General features: G+C 51.1%; 15 protein-coding genes. 9 read left to right on the top strand and 6 right to left on the bottom strand.

The window, feature by feature from the left end:
• Positions 1-32: 32 nt before the first annotated feature.
• Positions 33-710 carry a CerR family C-terminal domain-containing protein gene (locus tag AC4IE8_RS20680; RefSeq protein WP_069015628.1) on the bottom strand — a complete coding sequence of 226 codons (678 nt, stop codon included), beginning with the start codon at positions 708-710 and terminating at the stop codon, positions 33-35.
• 133 nt (positions 711-843) lie between these two features.
• Positions 844-1,350, bottom strand: a complete 507-nt coding sequence (locus AC4IE8_RS20675) for a CBS domain-containing protein (protein WP_490791926.1) — start codon at positions 1,348-1,350, stop codon at positions 844-846.
• Positions 1,351-2,039: 689 nt separating this feature from the next.
• Between AC4IE8_RS20675 and AC4IE8_RS20670 the strand changes: the two genes are divergently transcribed.
• The 3 genes from AC4IE8_RS20670 (at position 2,040) to AC4IE8_RS20660 (ending at position 5,563) form a co-directional block, all read left to right on the top strand.
• Positions 2,040-3,704 (top strand): acetolactate synthase large subunit, encoded by a 1,665-nt coding sequence (locus AC4IE8_RS20670; RefSeq protein ID WP_068992252.1) that lies wholly within the window; start codon positions 2,040-2,042, stop codon positions 3,702-3,704.
• Between the two features lie 11 nt (positions 3,705-3,715).
• Positions 3,716-5,113 carry an aldehyde dehydrogenase family protein gene (locus tag AC4IE8_RS20665; protein ID WP_068992249.1) on the top strand — a complete coding sequence of 466 codons (1,398 nt, stop codon included), beginning with the start codon at positions 3,716-3,718 and terminating at the stop codon, positions 5,111-5,113.
• A gap of 153 nt (positions 5,114-5,266) precedes the next feature.
• Positions 5,267-5,563, top strand: a complete 297-nt coding sequence (locus AC4IE8_RS20660; RefSeq protein ID WP_490791925.1) for a hypothetical protein — start codon at positions 5,267-5,269, stop codon at positions 5,561-5,563.
• Between the two features lie 65 nt (positions 5,564-5,628).
• Here the strand turns inward: AC4IE8_RS20660 and AC4IE8_RS20655 are convergent, their stop codons facing one another.
• On the bottom strand, positions 5,629-6,675 hold the full coding sequence (locus tag AC4IE8_RS20655; protein WP_490791924.1) for a metallophosphoesterase: 1,047 nt from the start codon (positions 6,673-6,675) through the stop codon (positions 5,629-5,631).
• A 434-nt stretch (positions 6,676-7,109) separates the two neighbouring features.
• On the opposite strand from AC4IE8_RS20655, the gene AC4IE8_RS20650 reads away from it, so the two are divergent.
• Both AC4IE8_RS20650 and AC4IE8_RS20645 read left to right on the top strand, forming a co-directional pair.
• Positions 7,110-8,408 carry an alkaline phosphatase PhoX gene (locus AC4IE8_RS20650; protein WP_490791923.1) on the top strand — a complete coding sequence of 433 codons (1,299 nt, stop codon included), beginning with the start codon at positions 7,110-7,112 and terminating at the stop codon, positions 8,406-8,408.
• A gap of 345 nt (positions 8,409-8,753) precedes the next feature.
• Positions 8,754-12,152: an endonuclease/exonuclease/phosphatase family protein gene (locus tag AC4IE8_RS20645; protein WP_490791922.1), complete on the top strand. Its 3,399-nt coding sequence runs from the start codon at positions 8,754-8,756 to the stop codon at positions 12,150-12,152.
• 820 nt (positions 12,153-12,972) lie between these two features.
• Here the strand turns inward: AC4IE8_RS20645 and AC4IE8_RS20640 are convergent.
• Positions 12,973-14,946, bottom strand: a complete 1,974-nt coding sequence (locus AC4IE8_RS20640; protein ID WP_490791921.1) for a beta-propeller domain-containing protein — start codon at positions 14,944-14,946, stop codon at positions 12,973-12,975.
• 343 nt (positions 14,947-15,289) lie between these two features.
• On the opposite strand from AC4IE8_RS20640, the gene AC4IE8_RS20635 reads away from it, so the two are divergent.
• Both AC4IE8_RS20635 and icd read left to right on the top strand, forming a co-directional pair.
• Complete coding sequence (locus AC4IE8_RS20635; RefSeq protein WP_068992226.1) at positions 15,290-16,777, top strand: alkaline phosphatase D family protein; 1,488 nt, start codon at positions 15,290-15,292, stop codon at positions 16,775-16,777.
• A 426-nt stretch (positions 16,778-17,203) separates the two neighbouring features.
• Complete coding sequence (icd, locus tag AC4IE8_RS20630; protein ID WP_068992223.1) at positions 17,204-18,460, top strand: NADP-dependent isocitrate dehydrogenase; 1,257 nt, start codon at positions 17,204-17,206, stop codon at positions 18,458-18,460.
• Between the two features lie 44 nt (positions 18,461-18,504).
• Here icd and AC4IE8_RS20625 read toward each other — a convergent pair whose 3' ends face one another.
• Together AC4IE8_RS20625 and AC4IE8_RS20620 are read right to left on the bottom strand one after the other, a co-directional pair.
• The gene (locus AC4IE8_RS20625; RefSeq protein ID WP_068992220.1) at positions 18,505-19,569 is read right to left on the bottom strand and encodes a DUF3549 family protein; all 1,065 of its coding nucleotides are present in this window, start codon (positions 19,567-19,569) and stop codon (positions 18,505-18,507) included.
• Positions 19,566-20,009, bottom strand: coding sequence for a YcgN family cysteine cluster protein (locus AC4IE8_RS20620; protein WP_068992217.1), 444 nt, complete (start codon positions 20,007-20,009; stop codon positions 19,566-19,568). The genes AC4IE8_RS20625 and AC4IE8_RS20620 overlap by 4 nt, the downstream gene beginning before the upstream one ends.
• A 530-nt stretch (positions 20,010-20,539) precedes the next feature.
• Here AC4IE8_RS20620 and xerD point away from each other — a divergent pair.
• Together xerD and AC4IE8_RS20610 are read left to right on the top strand one after the other, a co-directional pair.
• Positions 20,540-21,445 carry a site-specific tyrosine recombinase XerD gene (gene xerD, locus AC4IE8_RS20615; protein ID WP_068992214.1) on the top strand — a complete coding sequence of 302 codons (906 nt, stop codon included), beginning with the start codon at positions 20,540-20,542 and terminating at the stop codon, positions 21,443-21,445.
• 288 nt (positions 21,446-21,733) lie between these two features.
• The gene (locus tag AC4IE8_RS20610; protein WP_068992948.1) at positions 21,734-22,216 is read left to right on the top strand and encodes a YajQ family cyclic di-GMP-binding protein; all 483 of its coding nucleotides are present in this window, start codon (positions 21,734-21,736) and stop codon (positions 22,214-22,216) included.
• Position 22,217: the final 1 nt, after the last annotated feature.

Here is a 22,217-nt window from a genome sequence, read left to right as displayed (position 1 = left end):
GTGTTCAGTGACTCTCTCTATCTGTGGGACGGTTAATGATTACTATGGTTGGTGATCGGCTGAGTGTCGAGAATAGCTCGGCACTGAGCTCCAAGCTGGCGTTTGATGGCGTTGATGTTTTCCCCGCTGTAGCGTTTCCGTTTAAGAATTTTCAGCAGGGTGGTCTGGGCAATTCTGAAGATGACAGTCTGACCCAGCAGGCTGTGAACCATATACAGAACCTGGGGATCCTGTGCAGATTGCCCACGGTATTTGGCGACCAGTTGAGCCAGGGATTTGTGCATCGGGCCGAGCAGATTTTCAAACAGAATCTGATACGCTTCGGTTGGCCGGTTCTGTTCGCGGAAGATAATCCCCGGTGCATGTTTTCCGACCTCTCCCAGCAGAATATGCTCGAAAAAATGGCCTAAAAACTGACAGGCCTTTTCTCCACAATCCTCCGCTGAAGCCTGCTTCAGCCAGGGCTCCAGTGAATCCAGCTGCTCTGCCATACCGGCTTTGAGAATCTCACAAAGGTAGGCGACAGTGGCGTGGTAGAGACCCTGCTTGTGCTCGAAATGGTAGGAGATGGCGGAGATGTTGGCGTCAGCCATCTCTACGATCTCCCGGGTGCTGACGCCATCATAATCCCGACTGCCGAAGGCCTGCAGCGCCGCATTCAACAGGCGGGTTCGGGTGTCATTCTGGCTTTCAGCGGGGGCGGTGGACATGGGAGTCGGGGCCTGTTCGATGGAGCAGGAAGTATAGTTCCGAATAAGTATTAAATCAAACGTTTGATTTAATTGTCAATCAGCCATAACCCGATTCTGATTGTTGGCAGGCGTGGGGGTTCGCAGCCGTGGATCAGTCCATCGTGTGGCCGGCCAGTTGCAGCATATCGGGGAAGTGTGAAATCAATACCCCGATGACCATCAGTACCACCATCAGGGTGATGCCGCCAACAAAATTCACCAGCATGTTTTTACCGGAACTGTGGTCCGCGAGGGCATGGGCCACATCGGAGATATTCACCAGACCCTGCAATTCATCGTTTTTATAGATCAGCAGGCGCCGGCATTTGTTGCTGCGCATCAGTTTGATGGCATTGGCGCAGGAGCTGTCGTAGTGAACGGATACCAGGTTTTTTGTACAGACATCGCTCAATTTTAGTGCGGACGGATCCTGGTCTGCACCAATAACGCGCACCAGCAGGTCCCGCTCGGTAAACAGACCGGAGATCTGCTGTTTATCCATCACCACCAGCGAGCCGAGGTTGTTATCCGCCATGAAGCGGGAAGCGGTCAATATGTCTGTATCACGGTCCAGTGATGAGACTGGCTCTGAGATAAGTTTGCCTACACGACATGCCATCTGAGTATCCTTTGATTGGTATATATTAATGTAAAAATAATTGTTGTTATATTTGGCTGGCAGCAATACCCGTGCCATTGCGGATAATGTCTCGCCTTACAATCCGCCAGTTCGAGTCATCATGACCTTTCTTTGTTCAACGATGTTACTGAATTGTTATCTTTTGATTGTTGATCTTATTGTGACTCTGTGATGAAACTGTACGGAGTTGTGAATAAGAACCCGTTGCCGCCTTACAGGGCTCGACTGAAAAAGCGCCAGTCAGCATTGCCGACCGTCTATTTGGCAGAGTCTTGTTTCACTTCACGTACTTTGATCTGAACACTTCCACTACCCCAAAGTAGTGTATGTTCCGGTTCTGATTGGTGAGCAATAACATACAACGGAATGTGGAAATTGCCAATGAGTGAATCCGTACGGTGATTAATTGAGTATAGGGTTTGAGTAGACGGCAGTCGTCAGCAATAGATATGAATTGAATTTGCCTATGAGTCATGTACAGACAAATGCAGTTGGCATGGTACATGCGAGATCTATAGCAGATGGCTCTCAGGGTCGACCGCTTAACTCTCCGTAATGTAAATCAGTTGGTGAGCAACTTGCTCATACTACTGTTGAAAGTGATTACTGCCGTCTATGGGTATTGGTACTAATATGGTTATAACAACAAACAAAGTGTGGCAAAACTCATGAAAGCATCTGACCTTATCGTAAAATGTCTGGAGGAAGAGGGTATCGAGTATATCTTCGGTGTGCCTGGAGAGGAGAACGCCGACTTCATGCTCTCTCTGGAAAAATCTGAAAAGATCAAATTCATTCTGACCCGTCATGAACAGGGTGCGGCATTCATGGCTGAGATCTATGGTCGTTTGACCGGCAATCCCGCCGTCTGCCTGGGGACACTTGGCCCGGGTGCGACCAACCTGATCACCGGTGTTGCCGATGCCAACATGGACCGTGCACCGATGCTGGTGCTTACCGGGCAGGGATCCACTGAACGTTTACATAAAGAGTCTCATCAAATTATGGATGTGGTGGATATGTTCAATCCGGTCACCAAGTGGGCCACCAGTATCTACAATGCGGTTACCATTCCGGAAGTGGTACGCAAAGCGGTGCGTATTGCGCGTACGGAAAAACCCGGTGCGGTGCTGATTGAGTTACCGGAAGACATCGCCAAACATGAAGTCGATTCGGAGCCATTGGAGCCGCGTCGATTCAGACGCTCTGTCGCTGACGATAAGATTGTCGACCGGGCATTCGATTTACTCAAAAATGCCAAACGACCGGTGATCATCGCCGGTAACGGTGCGATTCGTCGCCGCGCTGCCAAACAGTTGAGAATTTTTTGTGAGAAGACCGGTATCGGTGTACTCACAACGTTCATGGCCAAAGGCGCTGTGGATTTTGATGCGGACTACTGTCTCTATACCATCGGGCTCGGTAGCAAAGACTATCCCACCTTTGCCATTGATGAGGCCGATCTGGTGGTGACACTGGGTTTTGACATGGTGGAATACCATCCCAGATTGTGGAATCCACATAAAAACAAGCCGATCATTCACGCTGATTTTCTGCCTGCGGAAGTGGATGAATACTATCATCCCCAGGTCGAGTTGGTGGGTGACCTGGCCCATACCCTGTGGATGATCAATGAACGATTGGAACAGCGGGGAGTACCCAGTCTCGATCTCACCAGACAACAGGAACTGCGGCGGCTGATGCAGGAAGAGTTGGCAATGCATGCGGATGATGAAACAGAGGGGACGCTGCGTCCGCAGAAGATGTTGTGGGATGTTCGAAAGGTACTGGGCCCGGACGATATTCTGTTGTCCGATGTGGGCGCCCATAAGATGTGGATTGCCCGACACTACCATTGCCATCAACCCAACACTTGCCTGATACCCAATGGTTTCTGTTCCATGGGGGCCGCCTTGCCCGGCGCCATAGCCGCCAGTCTGGTCGCCCCGGAGAGACGCATCGTCGGAATTTCCGGCGATGGCGGATTCATGATGAATATTCAGGAGATGGAGACGGCCAAGCGACTCAACTGCAATCTGGTGATGTTGGTCTGGGAGGATCACGCCTATGGACTGATCGCCTGGAAGCAGGAGAGTCAGTTCGGGCGCCATACCGATCTGGCGTTCAATAATCCGGATTGGCTGCAGCTGGCGGAATCCTTTGGCTGGCATGGATATCGGGTGACCGATAGCAAAGCGTTTGCCGATACCCTGGAAGCGGCTTTTTCAAAAACCGGTCCAAGTTTGATTGTTGCACCGGTCGACTACCGGGAGAATATGAAGCTGACCCGAAGACTTGGTGAAATCACCCAGCCCTGTCCATTGTCCAGTTGAGGAAAAAATATATGACCACCAGCCTTAAGGTGACTTCCCCTTATGATGGCTCTCTGCTTGAAGAGATACCTTTTAGTGATAGCAGAGCGATTGAGCAGGCGCTGGAGACGGCCTATGACTGTTATCGGAATCGTCAGGCCTGGATACCCCTGCACGAGCGGGTAGCGATACTGGAGCGACTTACCCAGTTGATGACCGAGCGCTGCGATGCACTGGCCCTGCAGGCCGCCCGGGAAGGGGGTAAGCCATTGGTCGACTCGATTGTGGAAGCGAAACGGGCGGCTGACGGCATCAAGTTGGCAATTGAAACCATTCGTACTGAAGCCGGGGAGGTTGTGCCGATCAATGGTACCCAGGCCGGTGCCCAGAGAGTGGCCTTTACCCAAAAGGAACCGATTGGCGTGGTCGTAGCAGTGAGTGCCTTCAATCATCCGTTGAACCTGATTGTGCATCAGGTGGCAGCGGCGGTGGCGGCAGGATGTCCGGTTATTGTAAAACCGGCCGAGGACACGCCGATCTCATGCAAGTCGTTTGTCGATATGCTGCACGAAGCGGGATTGCCCAAGCCCTGGGCTCAATTTGTACTGCCTGAAAGCCTGCAACTTGCGGAGCGGCTGGTGACCGATCAACGGGTCGGTTTTTTCAGTTTCATCGGCAGTGCAAAGGTGGGTTGGATGTTACGTTCCAAGCTTGCCCCGGGTACCCGGTGCGCCCTCGAACATGGTGGGGTGGCACCACTGATTCTGGCTGAGGATGCCGACATTGACAAAGCCCTCGCATCGGTACTGAAAGCCGGTTTTTACCATGCCGGGCAGGTTTGCGTCTCTGTGCAGCGGGTCTTTGCAGAGGCGGGTATCGCTGAGGAGTTCAGTCAGCGACTGGCGCAACTTGCAGATGGATTGAAGGTTGGCGATCCTGCTTCATTGGAGACCGAGGTTGGACCACTGATCAGACCGGCTGAAATGGCGCGGGTTGCAAGTTGGGTGGATGAGGCGGTTGCTGAGGGTGGTCGGCGGTTGAATGATGGAGGCAGGCTGGATAACAACTGTTACAGCCCAACCGTGATCTATAACCCATCCCATCGCTCTAAAGTCTCTCAACAGGAGATCTTCGGACCGGTGGTCTGTGTCTTCCAAAGCGACTCACTGGAGAGTGCCCTGCAGCAGGCCAATAGTTTGCCCTATGCCTTCCAGGCAGCAGTCTTCACCCGGGATATCGACAAAGCAATGATGGTCTATCGTAATATCGATGCCTCGGCGGTAATGGTCAATGATCACACAGCTTTTCGGGTGGACGGTATGCCCTTTGCAGGATTGCGTCAGTCCGGACTGGGGGTAGGCGGCATACCCCATACAATCCGTGACATGCAGATCGAGAAAATGCTGGTCTTGAATTCAGCGCAGCTGTAGCAGGGATATTGGAAGTTTAAACGGAATTCAGGGTTATTCCCGATCAAACCGGTATTCCGGCAAAAGTCCAAGTCAGAGATTGCCTGATGAGGAGGGTAACTGACTCAGGTGCGGATTAAAAAAACAAAAGAAATACGATTGATGGAGCAGACCATGACGATCCATGACTATTTACTGAAACGGCCGATTCTGACTTTCCTGCTGTTAATTGTCTCTGCTTTGGCCTTCGGCTTTTTGACCATCAACATCTTTCGACTGCTTGCAGCGAATTGGGATTTCATCGTAACTTACGGCCTGGTTGCGCTACGTGAGGGTGCTTTATGGCAGACCTTTGAATTAATCCTCACCGGTATTGTATCGATGCTGTTTTTTCTGCTGTTCAGGTTTTCCGAGGATATTCTGATCAGCTGGTTGGGCAACCGCAAAATCGGTCGGAAAAAGCAATCCTGATCTGTCTCAGTTCAGGCTATGGATGCATGGATCCATACCCTGAAACATGCGATCAGCCGATCAGTTTATAGATTCTCTTCAATGATCATGGGCTGAAACTTGAAGACCTGTTTCGATTTCGGGTTTACACTGATTTTGACCCAGTGAACCCGGCTTGAGCCAAAGTTCTCCACCCGGGTGAAATTACCGATAAAGCCATTTTCAACCAGTCCCGGTTTGTCCACCCGGAAGTAGTGGGAGTCACCGTGTGCCAGAACAACCGGCTTGGCATACTCCAGTGTACGTTGTTCCAGGGTGGTGAGGATCTCATTGAAACCTTCTCTGGCTGCAGTAAGGGCATCCCCTTGTGGCAGGGCATAACCGACTTCCAGAATGGGATTGGCCTGCATCATGAACAGTAGTCCGGGAGCATCCTCTTCAATCGCCTTGTCGAAGCTGTCATTGATCCAATGTACCGCCGCGTCGATCCGACGATAGGCTTCAGCATCATCCTCATCACCGCGGACTGCTGAGGAGGCAGGATCAAAGGCTTTCAGACCATTGTTGCTGCCAACTACATGAAGGGCTGCGAAGATCACACCATTTTTACTCCAGCGTACATTTTCCGGAAACTCCTCGTAGCCTGAGGTCCAAGCCTGGGTCTCGACAGACATGGTCTTGCCACCGATGGTTTTGCCGGGATTGGAGAAGAATACCTCTCTCAGTTTTGCGAGTCTTTCAAGCGGCTGGTATTCACCGGCGTTGACCCGATGACAGTCGGTCCACTCATTGTCACCAGGGGTGTAGATGAAAGGCTTTTTGAATGCGTTGTAGCGGTCCAGCCGATCGTAGAACAGATCATCGGAACACTCAGTTCCACCGCTTTTGATATCACCGGTATGGATAACCCACTTCAGCTTTTTCTGGCGGTTGACCTTGTTGACCAGATTGTCGAACGCAGGATAGTCACTATAGGGTGCTACGCCATAGGGAACGTCACCGATCATGGCGAAAGCAAAACTGTCGCTACTCTCTCGTTCGGATCTGTCATCACGATCATCACCTGCTATCGCTGAGCAGGAGATCAATAGAGCTGCAAAGCTGGTAGCGATTTTGGTAAGTGTTGAGTTCACTGGCTTATCTCCGGAATAGATTGGTTCTGTTATATCAGGATGCTCACAAGTCGATGTTCGGCGATGTGGTTTGGTTTGGCTTTGCCATTTTTCTGTCATAGGCTTATAGCTTTCCAACACTAGTCAAACATCAGTCGGTGAGTGTAGAGCTGAAGCCTTTCAGGATGATTGCAATTGTATGGTTAATATATTTCAGGCAGACAAAAACGCGCTAAGGTGCCGGTGTAATCGCTACCATGTTAGAATCTGATTCATATAGGTGAATCACACATGGTTACCATAAAAAGTTCGCCCTGATGAGTTGTTTTTATTTCACAATTCATGCAGCGAATCGGGCCCTGAATAGCAAAGATTCGATCAGTCAGGGATTGACGGTGACAACGCCAGCAAGCGAGGAAAAAGCATAGATGTTCAGACCCTTGTCGGTAGTGTTAATGACAGTTCTGATTGCCCTGGCTGGAGGGAGCGTGACGGCTGAGGGATTGAAGAGCTATAACTTCAAACCACTTGATGAATCGGCCAGATGGACTGATTGGAACCCCGCTTCACCCTGGAAGTTGCCTCGGGGCTACACACAATGGATTGTGGCTGGCGAGCGACAACTGAATATCTATGACAAGGGTCGAAACGACTGGCATGACATGAACACAGTCAATGAGACCGGGCCCAGGCAAGGCCGTTTCCTGTATCGTACCCACGAAGTACAACTGCCGGAGAGTTTGCCTGAAGGTGGATCTGTCAGTGTGGTCGATTTAAAAACCGGAGAGGCGACTCTGCTGGTGCAGGATTCCAGCTATAACTCACTCGACGGTATTCGCTGGACGCCGTGGGGAACCCTGCTGTTTGCTGAAGAGATTGAAGGTGGAAGACTGTTTGAGATACTTCTCGACGAAGATCTGGTAACGGCCCGGGATGTGATCGACAGACCGGCAGTGGGGCGGCTCGCACACGAAGGAATAGAGCTTGACAGGGCAGGCAACCTCTATCTGGTTGATGAATACCGTGGTCGTACCTCCGGGTGTCGAGGGGTAGTGCCCTGTGGTGGCGGTATCTATAAGTTTGTCCCCGATGTGGCAGGGGATCTCTCATCCGGAAAGCTTTATAGCCTGAAGGTTACGGGTGCGGATGGTGTCGGTCAGGGCGAGTGGGTTGGGCCAATCGATCCTCAATCGGCGCGGATTTCCGCCAGTCAGGCTGGCGGTCAAAGTTATCAACGACCGGAAGATCTGGAGGTGATTGGCAATACCCTCTATGTGGCTATTACGGAAGGGCCTCGGGATACGGCGGCTGTGCCGACTTCTGGTCAACTGGTTTATACAGAAGAGTTATACGAAGGGCGTGTGATTGCAATCGATCTGAAGTCAATGCAAGTGAGTAACTTTGTGAAACCCGGAATCAATGTCCCGGTGGAAATCGGCTACCCTGGGGATGAGGGACATCAGACAGGCTTTGACAGTGTCGACAATCTGGCTGAAGCGCCAACAGGTGATCTGCTGATGATTGAAGATAACTCGCCGTCGGATATCTGGATCGCCAGCCAGCATACCAACGAGTTTGGTGCTTCGCGCAAAGTCTCACTGTTTGCCTCTTTGAGTGATCCACAAGCAGAGGGTTCGGGTATCTATTTCAATCCTCATGATCCCAGTGTACTCTATGTCAATGTGCAACACTCTACTGCAGAGGATGGGGATGCTACCTGGGCAATCAGTCGACATGCCGGAGAATCGAAGTAGAGAGACATGGATCCATAGACAGTAAAGAAAAATAACTGAAACCGGTAGGGAGACCGGTGCAAAACAAGCAAGGGATTGAGTACGTCTGAGGTGGCTAATGGCCACCTTTTTTTTGTCCAGAATCCAAGCTTCAGTTGAGCATATCAATACCACCACATACTCAATCACCGGGTTATTAGTGAAATCCGGTGATAAGAAATTGGTTGTCATAAAACGCGCATATCGATCTGTAGAAAAAAGATAAAAAAAGCGTCATCAAATGCTCAAATCCACGAAATGGAACAAGTATAGGGTTGTGAGCCAGTTTGAGATGAGCTGACCCTATCAATGTAAGGATATAAACAGATGTTAAACGATAAGCGCCTGGCGGCGGCTCTATTTGCGGCCTCATGCCAACCGGTTTTTGCCGATACAACCGTCTTTATAAACGAGATCCACTATGATAATACCGGTAGTGATACCGACGAGTTTGTAGAGATCACAGGTCCAACAGGTACAGATCTGAGCGGTTGGCAACTGGTGCTCTATAACGGTTCAGCTTCAGTACGCAGTCCTTATGCAAACATCGATCTGTCCGGTGTGCTAACGGATGACACGGGCAGTGGTTATGGTTTTACAGTAATCAGCCACAGTGGTATCCAGAATGGTTCCCCGGACGGTCTGGCACTGATCGACAGTGCGGGTACAGTCGTACAGTTCATCAGTTACGAGGGCAGCTTTGTTGCCAGTTCCGGTCCAGCTGCCGGCATCACCAGTATCGATATCGGCGTCGCCGAAACCTCTTCAACCGCTGTTGGCCAGTCGATGCAGATGCAGGGCAGTGGAGTCATGGATACAGACTTCATCTGGGTGGCTGATCTTACACAAACCGTCTCTGCTCTGAACCTGGGTCAGAGTCTCAACGGTTCTGTGATTGGCGATGGTGGTGATTCAGGTGACGGTGGAAATGATAACAACGACACTGTCGCCATCTATGATATCCAGGGAGCTGGCCACAGCTCACCTTATGAAGGACAGAACGTCACCACCACAGGTGTGGTCACCGCTACCGACTCCAATGCGGTCTTTATCCAGGACGTGCTGGGAGACGGGGATGATTCAACCTCCGATGCCATCTATCTCTACACCGGTAGCGGCCATGGTCTGCAAGTGGGTGATGCGGTTCAGGTAAGCGGCACGGTAAGCGAGTACTTTCCGGGTGGTGCAGGTACAGGCAATCTCTCCAGTACCCAGTTTTATCGCCCTGATGTGACAGTCGAATCACAGAATAATATGCTGCCGGATCCGGTGATGATCGGGCGTGGTGGCCGGATCGCGCCAAACCAGATTATCGATGACGATATGCTGGCAAACTTCGATCCGAAGAATGATGGTATCGACTTCTATGAGAGTCTGGAAGCCATGCGGGTGACGATCGAGGATGCGGTCGCCGTATCACCAACCAACCGGTATGGTGAGATCTTCACCTTGGCCAACAATGGTGAGGATGCATCGGGTCGTAACCTTCGCGGTGGTATCACGATCAAACCGGACGACTTCAATCCTGAAAGAGTCCAGATCGATTTTGACAGCGGAATACATGATTTCCATGTCAATGTGAATAGCGGTGATCAACTCGGTGACGTTACCGGGGTGGTGGGCTATTCATACGGTAATTTCGAGGTCTATCCCACAGAAGACTTCTTGCGTACGGATAATTATCTGCAGGCTGAGCAGACCCGTCTGGTAACCGAGGGTGAACGTCAGTTGACCGTGGCAAGCTACAATGTTCTGAATCTTGACCCGAATGATGAAGATGGTGATCAGGATCTGGCCGATGGCCGTTTTGATCGTCTGGCCGAGCAGATTGTCAACCAACTGCAATCTCCCGATATCATTGGCTTGCAGGAGATACAGGACAGTTCGGGATCCGCCGATGATGGAATTGTGGATGCTGATGAGACACTGAGGCTGCTGGTGGCCGCGATTCGAACCGCCGGCGGACCCAACTATGATTACATCGATAATCCACCTGAAAATAATCAGGATGGGGGACAGCCCGGTGGCAATATTCGGGTAGCCTTTCTCTATAATCCGGAAACTGTCGAAGCCGACAGGGAGTCGGTCAGCAGGCTGACGGATCAGGATCTATCCGATGGAGACGCCTTTGCCAACAGTCGTAAACCGCTCTATACACGTTTTGAAGCTGCGGATCATGAAATCCATCTGATCAACAATCACTTCTCTTCCAAGGGGGGCAGTACACCACTGTTCGGTTCCGTACAGCCTCCGGTTAACGGCAGTGAGGATGAACGGCTGGCCCAGGCAAGAGTTATCAATGGTTTTGTTGCCGCACTGCAGGAAGAGGACCCACAAGCCAGAGTGATCGTGTTGGGTGATCTGAATGAATTTGAATTCATGGATCCGATCCGTGCACTGAAAGGGGATGAGAGTCCCCTATTGGCCAATCTGACGGAGACTCTGCCGGTTGAGGAGCGTTACAGTTACAACTACCAGGGTAATGCCCAGGCACTCGACCATATTCTGTTGACACACAATCTGGCACAACATGCCGAGTACGATCTGGTTCATCTGAATACAGAATTCCATGATGCGGCCAGTGATCATGATCCAGCGGTTTTGCGGCTGGAATTGTCTGAAAAGAAGCGTGTGCGGTTTGCCACTTTCAACGCCTCATTGAATCGTTCCAATCCAGGTGAACTGATCGCGGATCTCTCCACACCTGATAATCCACAGGCCAAAACCATTGCGGAGATCATTCAGCGTGTACGGCCGGATGTGTTGCTGCTGAACGAGTTTGATTTCGATGACGAGCATGAAGCGATCAAGCTCTTCCGGAAGAACTATCTGATGAAACGTCAGAATGGTCAGAAACGGATACGCTACAAACATGTCTATGTGGCCGAGTCCAATACCGGCATCCCCACAGGTTTTGATATGGATAACGACGGTAGTTTGGATGGACCGGGTGATGCCCAGGGTTTTGGTTTCTTTCCAGGTCAGTACGGCATGGTGCTGCTATCCCGTTATCCAATCAAATACAATAAAGTCCGTCTGTTCCAGAAGTTTCTGTGGAAAGACATGCCGGATTCAATGCTGCCTGAAGCGTGGTACAGCGAGGATGAGAAATCGGTGTTGAGACTCTCATCAAAGAGCCACTGGGATATTCCGGTGAAGGTGAAAGGCAAGCTGATCCATGTCCTGGCAAGCCATCCGACGCCTCCGGTATTCGATGGTCCGGAAGACAGAAACGGTCGCCGCAACCATGATGAGATCCGTTTCTGGAGCGATTACATCTCCGGTGCGGAATATATCTATGACGATGAGGGGGTGGCTGGAGGGCTGCCGGCCAACGAGCGGTTTGTCATCATGGGTGACCTGAATGCCGATCCGCACGATGGGGACAGCACTGCCAACCCAACCGCAAAGTTGCTGGCCAATCCATTGGTCAATACAGCCATTACACCGGTCAGTGCTGGTGGGGCGGATGCCCTGATCAGACAGGCAGGCGCCAATCTGAGCCATATCGGCGGTGCGGATTTCGATACCGCCGATTTTACCGACGGTTCGCCTGGCAACCTGCGGGTCGACTATGTTCTGCCTTCACATAACCTGAAGATGCTGGGTGCTGGCGTGTTCTGGCCCGCCGCATCGGATCCCTTGTTCGATCTGGTCGGCGACTGGCCCTTTCCCGGCTCCGATCATCGGTTGGTGTGGATCGATCTGGTGAAGTCATCCAGATAATCGGCTAAATCTGTCAGGACCCGTTTTTTGGTCCTGAGACAGAAAGGCGGGTAACAGGGACGTTATCCGCTTTTTCTTTTGGGGGCTTTCTGATTCCTTTCATTCGAATGAAAAAAAATCAGTCCGCTAGTGAACGCGAATCAATGTAAATGGTTAACAGGCCCTAGGCTGGGGTACACCACTGTATAATGGTTCCATATTAAAGATAGATAGAAGCGGCAACAACGTGAGCAATCAGAATACAGCGCTCCAATGAGATGAGTCTGCACCCGAGTGGGCATAGGTCTGAATGGTGTAACATGAAAAATCAGAACCTCTTTATTTATTGAAAGCCATTAGAATATCTTGCATATCATCACACGAATGCGTGTTATAAGCGCCCTGAAATACCCTGACTGCCAGTCTGTTTTGATCAAATTGCTATGGCTTGTGCTGATTTTTCTGTTGATCTCCGGATGCCGTTCCGTGCAGCGACAATATCCCGCTCCGGCTGAACATTACTGTGAGAGTGTACAAGTTTCAGGTTACAAAAATATCAGGTTCTGGGGGGAGAAACCGGCACCCTATCTAGAAGAAGTAGTCGAAAATCTGCGCATCAATATTGAGAAGAATCCAGAGTGGAAACAGCGCTTCGACCTGCTGGCACGTCACACTGAACGAAGCGTGCAATGTCATGTAGGGTCGTCTGAGCAGCTATTGATCACTCTAACCGGCACTGCTCCAACAAAATCGCACAAACAGTTTACTCCTAACCATCCCACTGAATGGGGGCTTTCGGAAAAGCGTCTAGCCGATACGGATAGTCATCTCTTGCTCTGCTTCAGAACAGATAGAAAACAGGATCAGTATAGGGCAGCTCGATGGAACTGATAATACTCTCCGGTGAAGCAAGATCATTAACCAGCATGCCGCGGCTGCTGATCGAGTAGATGTAACTGTTCATCTGGTCGTCGGAGACAAAGAAGCTTCTGCGAATGCCTTCCGGATAGAACCAGTTACCATTATCTGGATCTTCATAGAAGAAATCGTGATCGATTGCGGCATAGGGTTGGATACCGGATTCGGCAGTGACCCTGAACAGCTCCAGGCCATTGAAGATATCACTCAAACCGAAGTCTGTACTATCGGTCACACTGTTCCACTGGGTGACCGGAATGGCCAGCATCTTCTCCTGTTCAAACCAGGTGAAGGCTTGATGGTCATACTGTGCTTCGCTGTAACTCCCCTGGCCGATCAGATGTTCTGACAAGAGTATCGGTTGGGAGAGTGTGCTGACATCAAACAGACTCAGTTTGATCGAGGTGTCCTGTTGCCCGATGGCGAGCAAACGATCTCCTTCAATCGGATGCAGATAGGTTGAAAACCCGGGTACCTCCAGCTCTCCGGCCACCTGGGGGTTGCTTGAATCACTGAGATTCAGGGTGATCAGCGGGTCGATCTGCTCAAACGTCACAACATAGCCCCGCTGCTGATCAAAGCGGACGGCAAAGACGCGCTCACCAGGTTTACCCAGACCACTGAGCTCTGCCTGTTTCTCCAGCTGGTTATTCGATTGCTGCAAAACAAACAGACGGTTTTCAGGATCCTCGTCTCTCCACCAGTTCAGTTCTGTGGTGACCACCCGGAGTACTCCCTGGTATTCATCCATGGCGAACTTGTTCAACAGATGACCGTCCACACTGCCGGAAGCAAGATACTGTGGTGATCCCGCGAGGCTGAACTTATGTATTTTGGTGGATGGGGTTGGATAGTCATCGCCCTCCATGACCGGAAACCAGAGCCAGTTGTCATCCTCGATCGTGGCGAGATAGAGGTTATCCTGACTGGCATAGACCATGCCGCTGTTGGCCAGGATGCTCGCACTGGTCAATTCAGCCAAGGGATTCTCCAGGTCGAAGCCGAGTATGGTGACCGTACCTGTGCCGGTGACGTTTTCCGGGTGATAGATCTCGTTACAACCACTGATCACGGTACTGACACTATCGATTTGATCTGCGGGGGTGGTGTTATCCGCCATCATCGGTAGCAGCTGCTCAACTTCCACACCCTCCGGATCATCAATCACGCCAGTCAGATCGAGTTGTGTGGAAACCACCAGGTAGACCTGTTGGTCGATCCGCAGGGCATCCATGTAGATCGACTCCAGCACCGTCTCCCTGATCACCACAGGTTGTTGCGGATCGCTGATCTGCAGCATGGTGATTTTGGTCATCAGAGCGATCCGCGGCGCGAAATCCCCATTCAGACTCTCCTCGAAATCCTCATAGGCATCCTGATGGATTTCACTCACGACCCAGGCAGTGTCTTCATATACCAATAGGTCCCTTGGGGTGCCGTCTATTTCGGTTCTCGATAGTTCCCGGCTTTCGGCAGCAGGCCAGGTCTGCAGCACCATGAAGTAGTTGCCGGAGAGGAGATAGGTATGGTTGCCATCCGTTTTGATGAAGTCCGCTTCATCCACGCCGGCGACCTGGTTATTGGTGCCGGTGACCTCCTGGACAGCCGGTTGCTCCTCCTCGAATGAGATCGGTTCCGGGGAATCGGTCGCATCATCAACGGATACCGGCAATTCCGCGACATAGTTGGTTAAGAGATTCTGTTGTTCAGCCGTGTTGATCAGATAGCTCTTCAAGCTTTCACAGCTTTCGAATTGACTCAGTTTGGCTGAGCTTTGCGTGGTTGAATTGCCGCCATTGTCGCTGGACGAGTTGTTCGATGAGTTACAGCCGATCAACAGTGTGAGAAGTATGGTAAGTGTGCAACAGATGAGTGAGCGGGGGCTTGGAAATGACATCAATGTCTCCAGCAAAGCATTGCAAGTTTAAATGGTTTGCAGAACTTGGTTTCAATGTCATTCATGTTAACAAAATGGTGGTTTATTGATACTCATGTTACGGCATTCTGAAAGTATAGCAGTCGCAAAACAGACCTAAAAAAGAAGCTTAAACAACAACTAAGGAATGATCATCCAGTTTTAACCGAATCATCATTTCCAGGCAACAGTCACACGATTTACTTAGCACTCCTTCTATTGACCGACGACCAGATGGATCACTTTCAGCACTGAATGCTATTCAACAGACGACAACAGTCTGTCTGGTTGCCGGACTTTTTATGACCATATGGAGAGTGCAACAATGAAATACAACTCACTCATGCTTAGTCTGATGCTGGCCATTGGCGCGGCGGCTACGACGACGGTTTCTGCCGGTGGTGATGAAGCGATGCCGGTTACCCATGGTGTGGCCAGTGGTGATGTCACTGGCCGTTCTGCCGTGATCTGGTCACGTACAGACGGTGAGGGTTACATGCATGTCAAAATCGACGGTCCGGTTCGGGGTAAGAAAGTGAAGACCGTCAAGGTGGATGCCCGTGGGGACTACACCGGTAAGGTGCTTTTCAACGGACTCAAGGCCGATAAAGATTATGAGTATAAAGTCTGGTTTACAGAGTCGAAACGCAGTCGCGATGATGACAATTCTGAGTCGGGACATTTTAAAACCGCACCCAAGGCAAACAGTAAAGCGGAGGTCAGTTTTGCCTGGGGAGGTGATGTGGCCGGACAGAATGTCTGTCGAGATGCGGACGAAGGATTTCCAATCTTTGCCGCGGTCAACGATCTGAAGCCTGACTTCTTCATCGGCCTGGGCGACATGATCTACGCCGACGGGGTGTGTGAAGCGGTGGGACGCTATGGCAATCAACAGATTGCCGGGGATTTCATTCAATCGGCTGATCTGGACAACTACTGGGCGCATTGGAAGTACAACCGGGAAGAGCTGAACTACAACGAGATGCTTCGCCAGACGCCCTATGTCGCCATCTGGGACGATCATGAGGTGGTCAACGATTTCGGTCCATTGCACGATACCCGGGATACCGCTCCCTATACGCCAGGTGAGCATCTGTTGCCAATGGGTCTGCAGGCCTTCCTCGATTACAATCCGATCGCCGAGTCCTCGCGTACACCGGGTCGTTTATACCGCAATATCCGCTGGGGCCAGCATTTGGAGCTGATCGTACTGGATAATCGCCAGTATCGTGATGCCAATCTTGAAGCGGACGATGAGGTGCTGGTCAAGACCATGTTGGGTCGGGAGCAGCTCACTTGGGTCAAACAGACCATCAAACAGAGTGATGCAACCTGGAAGGTCATTGTCTCCAGCGTGCCGATCTCAATCCCGACCGGATTTCCCGTGGAAAACGGACGGGATGGCTGGGCCGACTTCGATCAGCCCAGAGGGTTTGAACAGGAGCTGCGGGATCTGCTGAAGTTTATGCATCAACAGGGAGAGAGAAATATTGTCTTCATTACCACCGATGTGCACTTTGCCGAGATCTTCCGTTACACCCCGTTTGCTGAAGATCCCGACTTCCATGTGCATGAAGGGGTAACCGGTCCGATGAACGCCGGGCTGTTTCCCAATCGTGACTTCGATACAACCCTGGGTACCGAGAGTCTGTTTTTCTACGGTCCCGAGTCTTCCAATGTAGGCAGTTATCAGGAGGCCCGTCAGTGGATGAATTTCGGTGCTGCAGAGATCGATGAGCAGGGTCAGTTCACTCTGTCGGTGATCGACGTCGATGGCAACGAGGTTTATCGTAATACCCTGATGCCTCAGTAGGCGGTTCAACGATGACCGGAAAATGGAAGTTCCGGTCCATTCACTTAAAGGATTCTCTGAGGAACATCCGATTCCCGTTTCTCCCGTGCCCAATCTGCTGCTGCCAAGTAAAAAAACATGCAGCTTGCGGGATTCCGCATGACAACCAATTGGCTAATGTATTTCTGGGTATTTAAAAAAGTCATTTATAATTAATGTGTTATGCCGGTTATTTGATTTTGTTATAAGAACTATGGCTGTTTGGTACTTGTGATCTGAGCTGAATCAACCTATAAACATATCCCGAAACATGGCTACAATGTCAGCCAAGATTCCTTTCAAATGGCCGAAAATAAGAAGTTTCCTGTGATCGCTACACGGGAATAGGGGGCCTGTCCCGGTTATTTGCAAGTATCACAGTTAATTATCTATCTACAGGAAATATTCATGGCATATGACAAGATTGAGATACCTTCTGAGGGTGAAAAGATAACCGTTGATGCAAAAGGGGTGTTGAGTGTTCCCAACAATCCCATCATTCCCTATATCGAAGGTGACGGCATTGGCGTGGATATCACCCCTGTGATGCGTAAAGTCATCGATGCCGCTGTGGAAAAATCCTATGGTGGTGAGAAGAAGATCTCCTGGATGGAGGTCTATGCCGGTGAGAAGTCTACCCGGGTCTATGATGGCGACACCTGGTTACCCCAGGAGACGCTGGATGCGGTCAAAGAGTATGTGGTTTCAATCAAAGGTCCTCTGACCACACCAGTGGGTGGTGGTATTCGCTCACTCAATGTGGCATTGCGTCAGCAGCTCGACCTCTATGTCTGCCTCAGACCGGTACGCTATTTCGATGGCACGCCGAGCCCATTGAAAGAACCTGAGAAGACCAACATGGTGATCTTCCGTGAGAACTCCGAGGATATCTATGCCGGTATCGAGTGGGAGTCGGGTAGTGAAGAGGTGAAAACCCTGATCGAATATCTGCAGAATACCATGGGGGTCAGTAAGATTCGCTTCCCTGAGACCTCAGGTATCGGGGTGAAACCTGTCTCCAGCGAAGGCACCCAACGCCTGGTTCGCAAGGCGATCCAGTACGCGATTGATAATGACCGGGACTCTGTGACTCTGGTGCACAAAGGCAACATCATGAAGTTCACCGAAGGTGCCTTCAAAAACTGGGGCTATGAGCTGGCCAAAGAGGAGTTTGGTGCTGTCGAGCTGGATGGTGGACCCTGGTGTACCTTCAAAAACCCCAAGACCGGTAACGAGATCATCGTCAAGGATGTGATTGCCGATGCGTTTCTGCAGCAGATCCTGCTGCGTCCTGCCGAATACAGTGTGATTGCAACCCTGAATCTGAATGGTGACTATATTTCCGATGCGCTGGCAGCTCAGGTGGGTGGTATCGGGATTGCGCCTGGCGCCAATCTCTCTGATTCGGTCGCAATGTTCGAAGCGACCCACGGTACAGCCCCCAAATATGCCGGTCTGGACAAGGTGAACCCAGGATCGCTGATCCTCTCTGCCGAGATGATGCTGCGTCATCTGGGTTGGGTCGAGGCGGCAGATATGATCATTAGCAGTCTCGGTGACACCATCTCGGCGAAGACAGTGACCTATGATCTTGCCAGGCTGATGGATGATCCACAGGAATTGAGTTGTTCCGCCTTCGGCGATGCCATGATCGCCAACATGTAACTCGTCGATCGTCGGCTTCCAGGGATGGGGGCCATTGGCAAAGCTCAATCCGCGCCTGGTTGGCGAAGGCTATCGAAAAAGTGGCTGATGGCCCTGTTCAATTGTTCTGATCGCTGAGGATTGCGCAGGCTGGATTGCAGCCAGGTACGGCTGCTCGGCATGTAGAGCAAGTCACTGAGCACACCATCGAAAAGCTCTTGTCCCACCTCATTCTCTGCCAGGCGCTGCAGAAACTTCTCACTGATCTGCTGCTCGGACAAACATTCCCAGGCACGGCCGGAGATTGCCACAAGCAGTTCGCTGTGTGAGGAGATAGGATGCTCAAGTGCTTTCAATATCAGTTCGTTACGATGCTCAACTGCAATTGATTGTGAGATGCCGCGAATCACCGAACTGATGATTCTCAGATCCGCTTGCGGTTGTTTCATTGTCTGACGTGCACGTTTGATCAGCGCCAGGGTGATCGGTTTTGAGGTGAACTCATTCTCCAGGCAGTGGCAGAGAGCTTCCAGGGGGGGTGCAGGCAGCTCGGCTATGGCTGCGACTATTTGGTCCTCGCTGATCTCCGAACCGATCCGGGCTGCCAGGTCGGCAATGCCCTGATATCCTACAAACGACCACTGATCCCAGCCCAGCTCGCCCTGGAAATAAGCTTTGGCGTGTTCATAATGGCGAGAGACCGGTCTGTTCAGGCTGGCGGTGAAACGGGCGTGGAAAATGGCTAGACGCTCCTCCTTGGGCTGAAACAGATAGGGATTGTCCTGAATCGCCGCCTGCATCTCCTCCCGTTTCCCCGCGGCGCTCTGCCCCAGGTTTTCCATCAGTCGATGCAGAAAGTCGTCTCGGGCCGCCTGCAGCAGTTTCGCCTGCTCATCAAGCGGGAAGCGGACGAACCAGATCATCGGATCGAGTTCCTTTTGTTGCGGATCCGATAGAATCAGGGCAAACCAGGCCTGTTGCTGAAGCGGAGCGGGATAGGGAGTGTCGGTCAGTTCAAAACTGACAAAAACGTCTCTCTGGATCGGTGTTACCCGCCGGCCCATGTCGTAATAGTTAAGCTGTAGACCGCCAGACTCGAGAAACTCAGTCAGCGTTGCTATCTGGTTCATATCCAATCGATCAGGTGGTGTTCCCAGTCATCCGCCTCTGACTCTGTCACCACCTTGCCATGTATGGAGTGTCCACCGAGCCTCATCTGGCGACTCTCCCCGTTACACAGCAGTGGGTGCCAGGCAGGTAAATCCTTGCCCTCGGCGATCAGTCTGTAGGCACAAGTTGGTGGCAACCAGTAGGGATCCTTCAGATCCTCCGGTTGCAATGTGATGCAGTTGGGTACCAGGATGGAACGCTCCTGATAATGTGTACAGCGACAGGCTTCCTGGTCCAGCAGGTCGCAGACCACGTTGGTGAAGTAGATCTCCCGGGTCTCTTCATCTTCCAGCTTTTGCAGGCAGCACTTCGCGCAACCGTCGCAGAGCGATTCCCACTCCTCCTGGGAGAGCGCCTCCAGGGATTTGGTGCGCCAGAATGGTTCAGTTGTCTCGCTCATACCATACCGATAACAGGGCTATTTCAAGGTGGGCTATCATAGGCTAGTTGGGGCTTGAATGCTGTAACTTTCTTACGCCTGAAGTGCCATTCCATAGATCACTTATGCTGGCTTCTGTCAATACTGTTTATACACACCTTTTTGCTGGGAAGCGAGCATTTGACCGTTTAATGAAATTATCTAATTAAAATTATTATAAAAGAGATGTAACATTATGAATAATAAATAAATATATTAATTGTATAGAAATTACACAATCTAAAAAGGGTACAGCAGGATCAAGGGTTCCAGACGTATTTGGAGACTTTACCCACAAAGTTATCCACAAGTTCTGTGGAAATAATTGAGTGTTTTTTTGCCTCGATTGGTGCCTGGGTTCCCCTGAGCAAAAGAATTTCGAGTATCCGATCAATCCACGCTGTGAAACCGCCATGGAATTTAGCTCTCAACTATAACCTGCCATAATCGGAGGAAGCATTTATTGGCAATAACTGCGCGCCAACCAGAGGTCAGATTGCAGAAGTTCAGTCGTGAGTAGAGAAGAAGAGGATCAAAAGTTAATTGAGGCTTTCGCGGACGCACTCTGGATGGAACGGGGGTTGAGTCGGAATACCTTGTCGGCCTATCAATCGGATCTGCGAAAAATCTCTGCTGCATTACGGGAGCAAAACCGCAGGGGCCTGTTGAGTGCCCGCCGTGAGGATCTGCAATACTATCTGGCAAGCTTGAGTAAGCAGGGGGTAAAGCCCCGTTCCAGCGCCAGATTACTCTCCTGCTTACGCCAGTTCTATCAACACTGTCTGCGCGAAGGGTGGATTGAAGCGGATCCCAGTGTGCGTATCTCTGCGCCAAAACTAGGGAGACCACTGCCGAAATCCCTCTCCGAAGCGGAGGTGGAAGCACTATTGGGTGCCCCGGATCTTGAGGATCCGGAAGGTGAGCGGGATCGCGCCATGCTTGAGGTGCTCTATGCAACCGGACTGAGGGTTTCGGAATTGGTTGAATTACGACCGGAGCAGGTCAGTTTGACCCAGGGTGTACTGCGTGTCACCGGTAAAGGAGGCAAAGAGCGGCTGGTTCCTCTTGGGGATGAGGCACAAGGCTGGCTGGAAGGTTTTCTCAGCGGTGCACGAACGGTTCTGTTGGGTGCTCGAGTCTGTGCTCATCTGTTTCCTACCCGTCGCGGCAAGGGGATGACCAGGCAGGCCTTCTGGTATCGGATTAAAAAACATGCCGCAACCGCCGGAATAAGCGACACCGTCTCTCCACACACGCTGCGACATGCGTTCGCAACCCATCTGCTCAATCATGGTGCTGACCTCCGGGTGGTGCAGCTGCTACTGGGGCACAGCGATCTATCCACAACCCAGATCTATACCCATGTTGCCCGGGAGAGATTGAAAACCTTACATGCCCGGCACCATCCACGGGGTTGATTAAGCTGCATTTTGATAAGCTTTAAGAAGTAAATATAACCTCATGATATTGCAAGGGTTTAATATGTGTCATTCGAGATGCTCTGTGGGGCGCGCACCTATTCCTGTCAGTGTGATGAGCAGACCAATAAGAACCTGCTGTCTGATGTTTTAGAGACTGCGCTGAGCGATCACACCCAGACAAGTCACTGCAGAACCAGAGCAAAGTATTTGATCGCCAGGTTGATAACAACCGCCAGGGATGTGGTAGAGTCGCAGCCAATTCAGCCAACACAGAGGGTTCCATTAATGCCATCATTCGATATCGTTTCCGAGGTTGATCTGCAGGAGGTTCGCAATGCGGTGGACCAGGCAAATCGAGAGATCGGTACCCGGTTTGATTTCAAAGGGGTGGATGCTCAATTTGAGCAAAACGAGAGCGAGATCAACCTAAAGGCTGAACAGGAGTTCCAACTGAACCAGATGATGGATATTCTGCGTCAGAAACTGGTCAAACGGGGTGTTGATGTAGCTGCTATGGATATTAAGGAGCCCCAAACCAGCCTGAATGCTGCACGACAGGCAGTAGTGATCAAGCAGGGAATCGAAACGGACATTGCCAAGAAAATGGTCAAAGAGATCAAGGCAAGCAAGTTGAAAGTCCAAGCTCAGATTCAGGGAGACCAACTCAGGGTGAGTGGTAAAAAACGGGATGATCTGCAGCAGGTGATCACACTCATGCGGGAATCAGATTATGGTTTACCGCTTCAATATCAGAATTTTCGGGATTAAT

Source organism: Candidatus Thiodiazotropha sp. AKAK2 (assembly GCF_058244685.1).
Note: the sequence above shows the minus strand (reverse complement) of the source record. Positions and strands in the feature narration are given on the sequence as shown.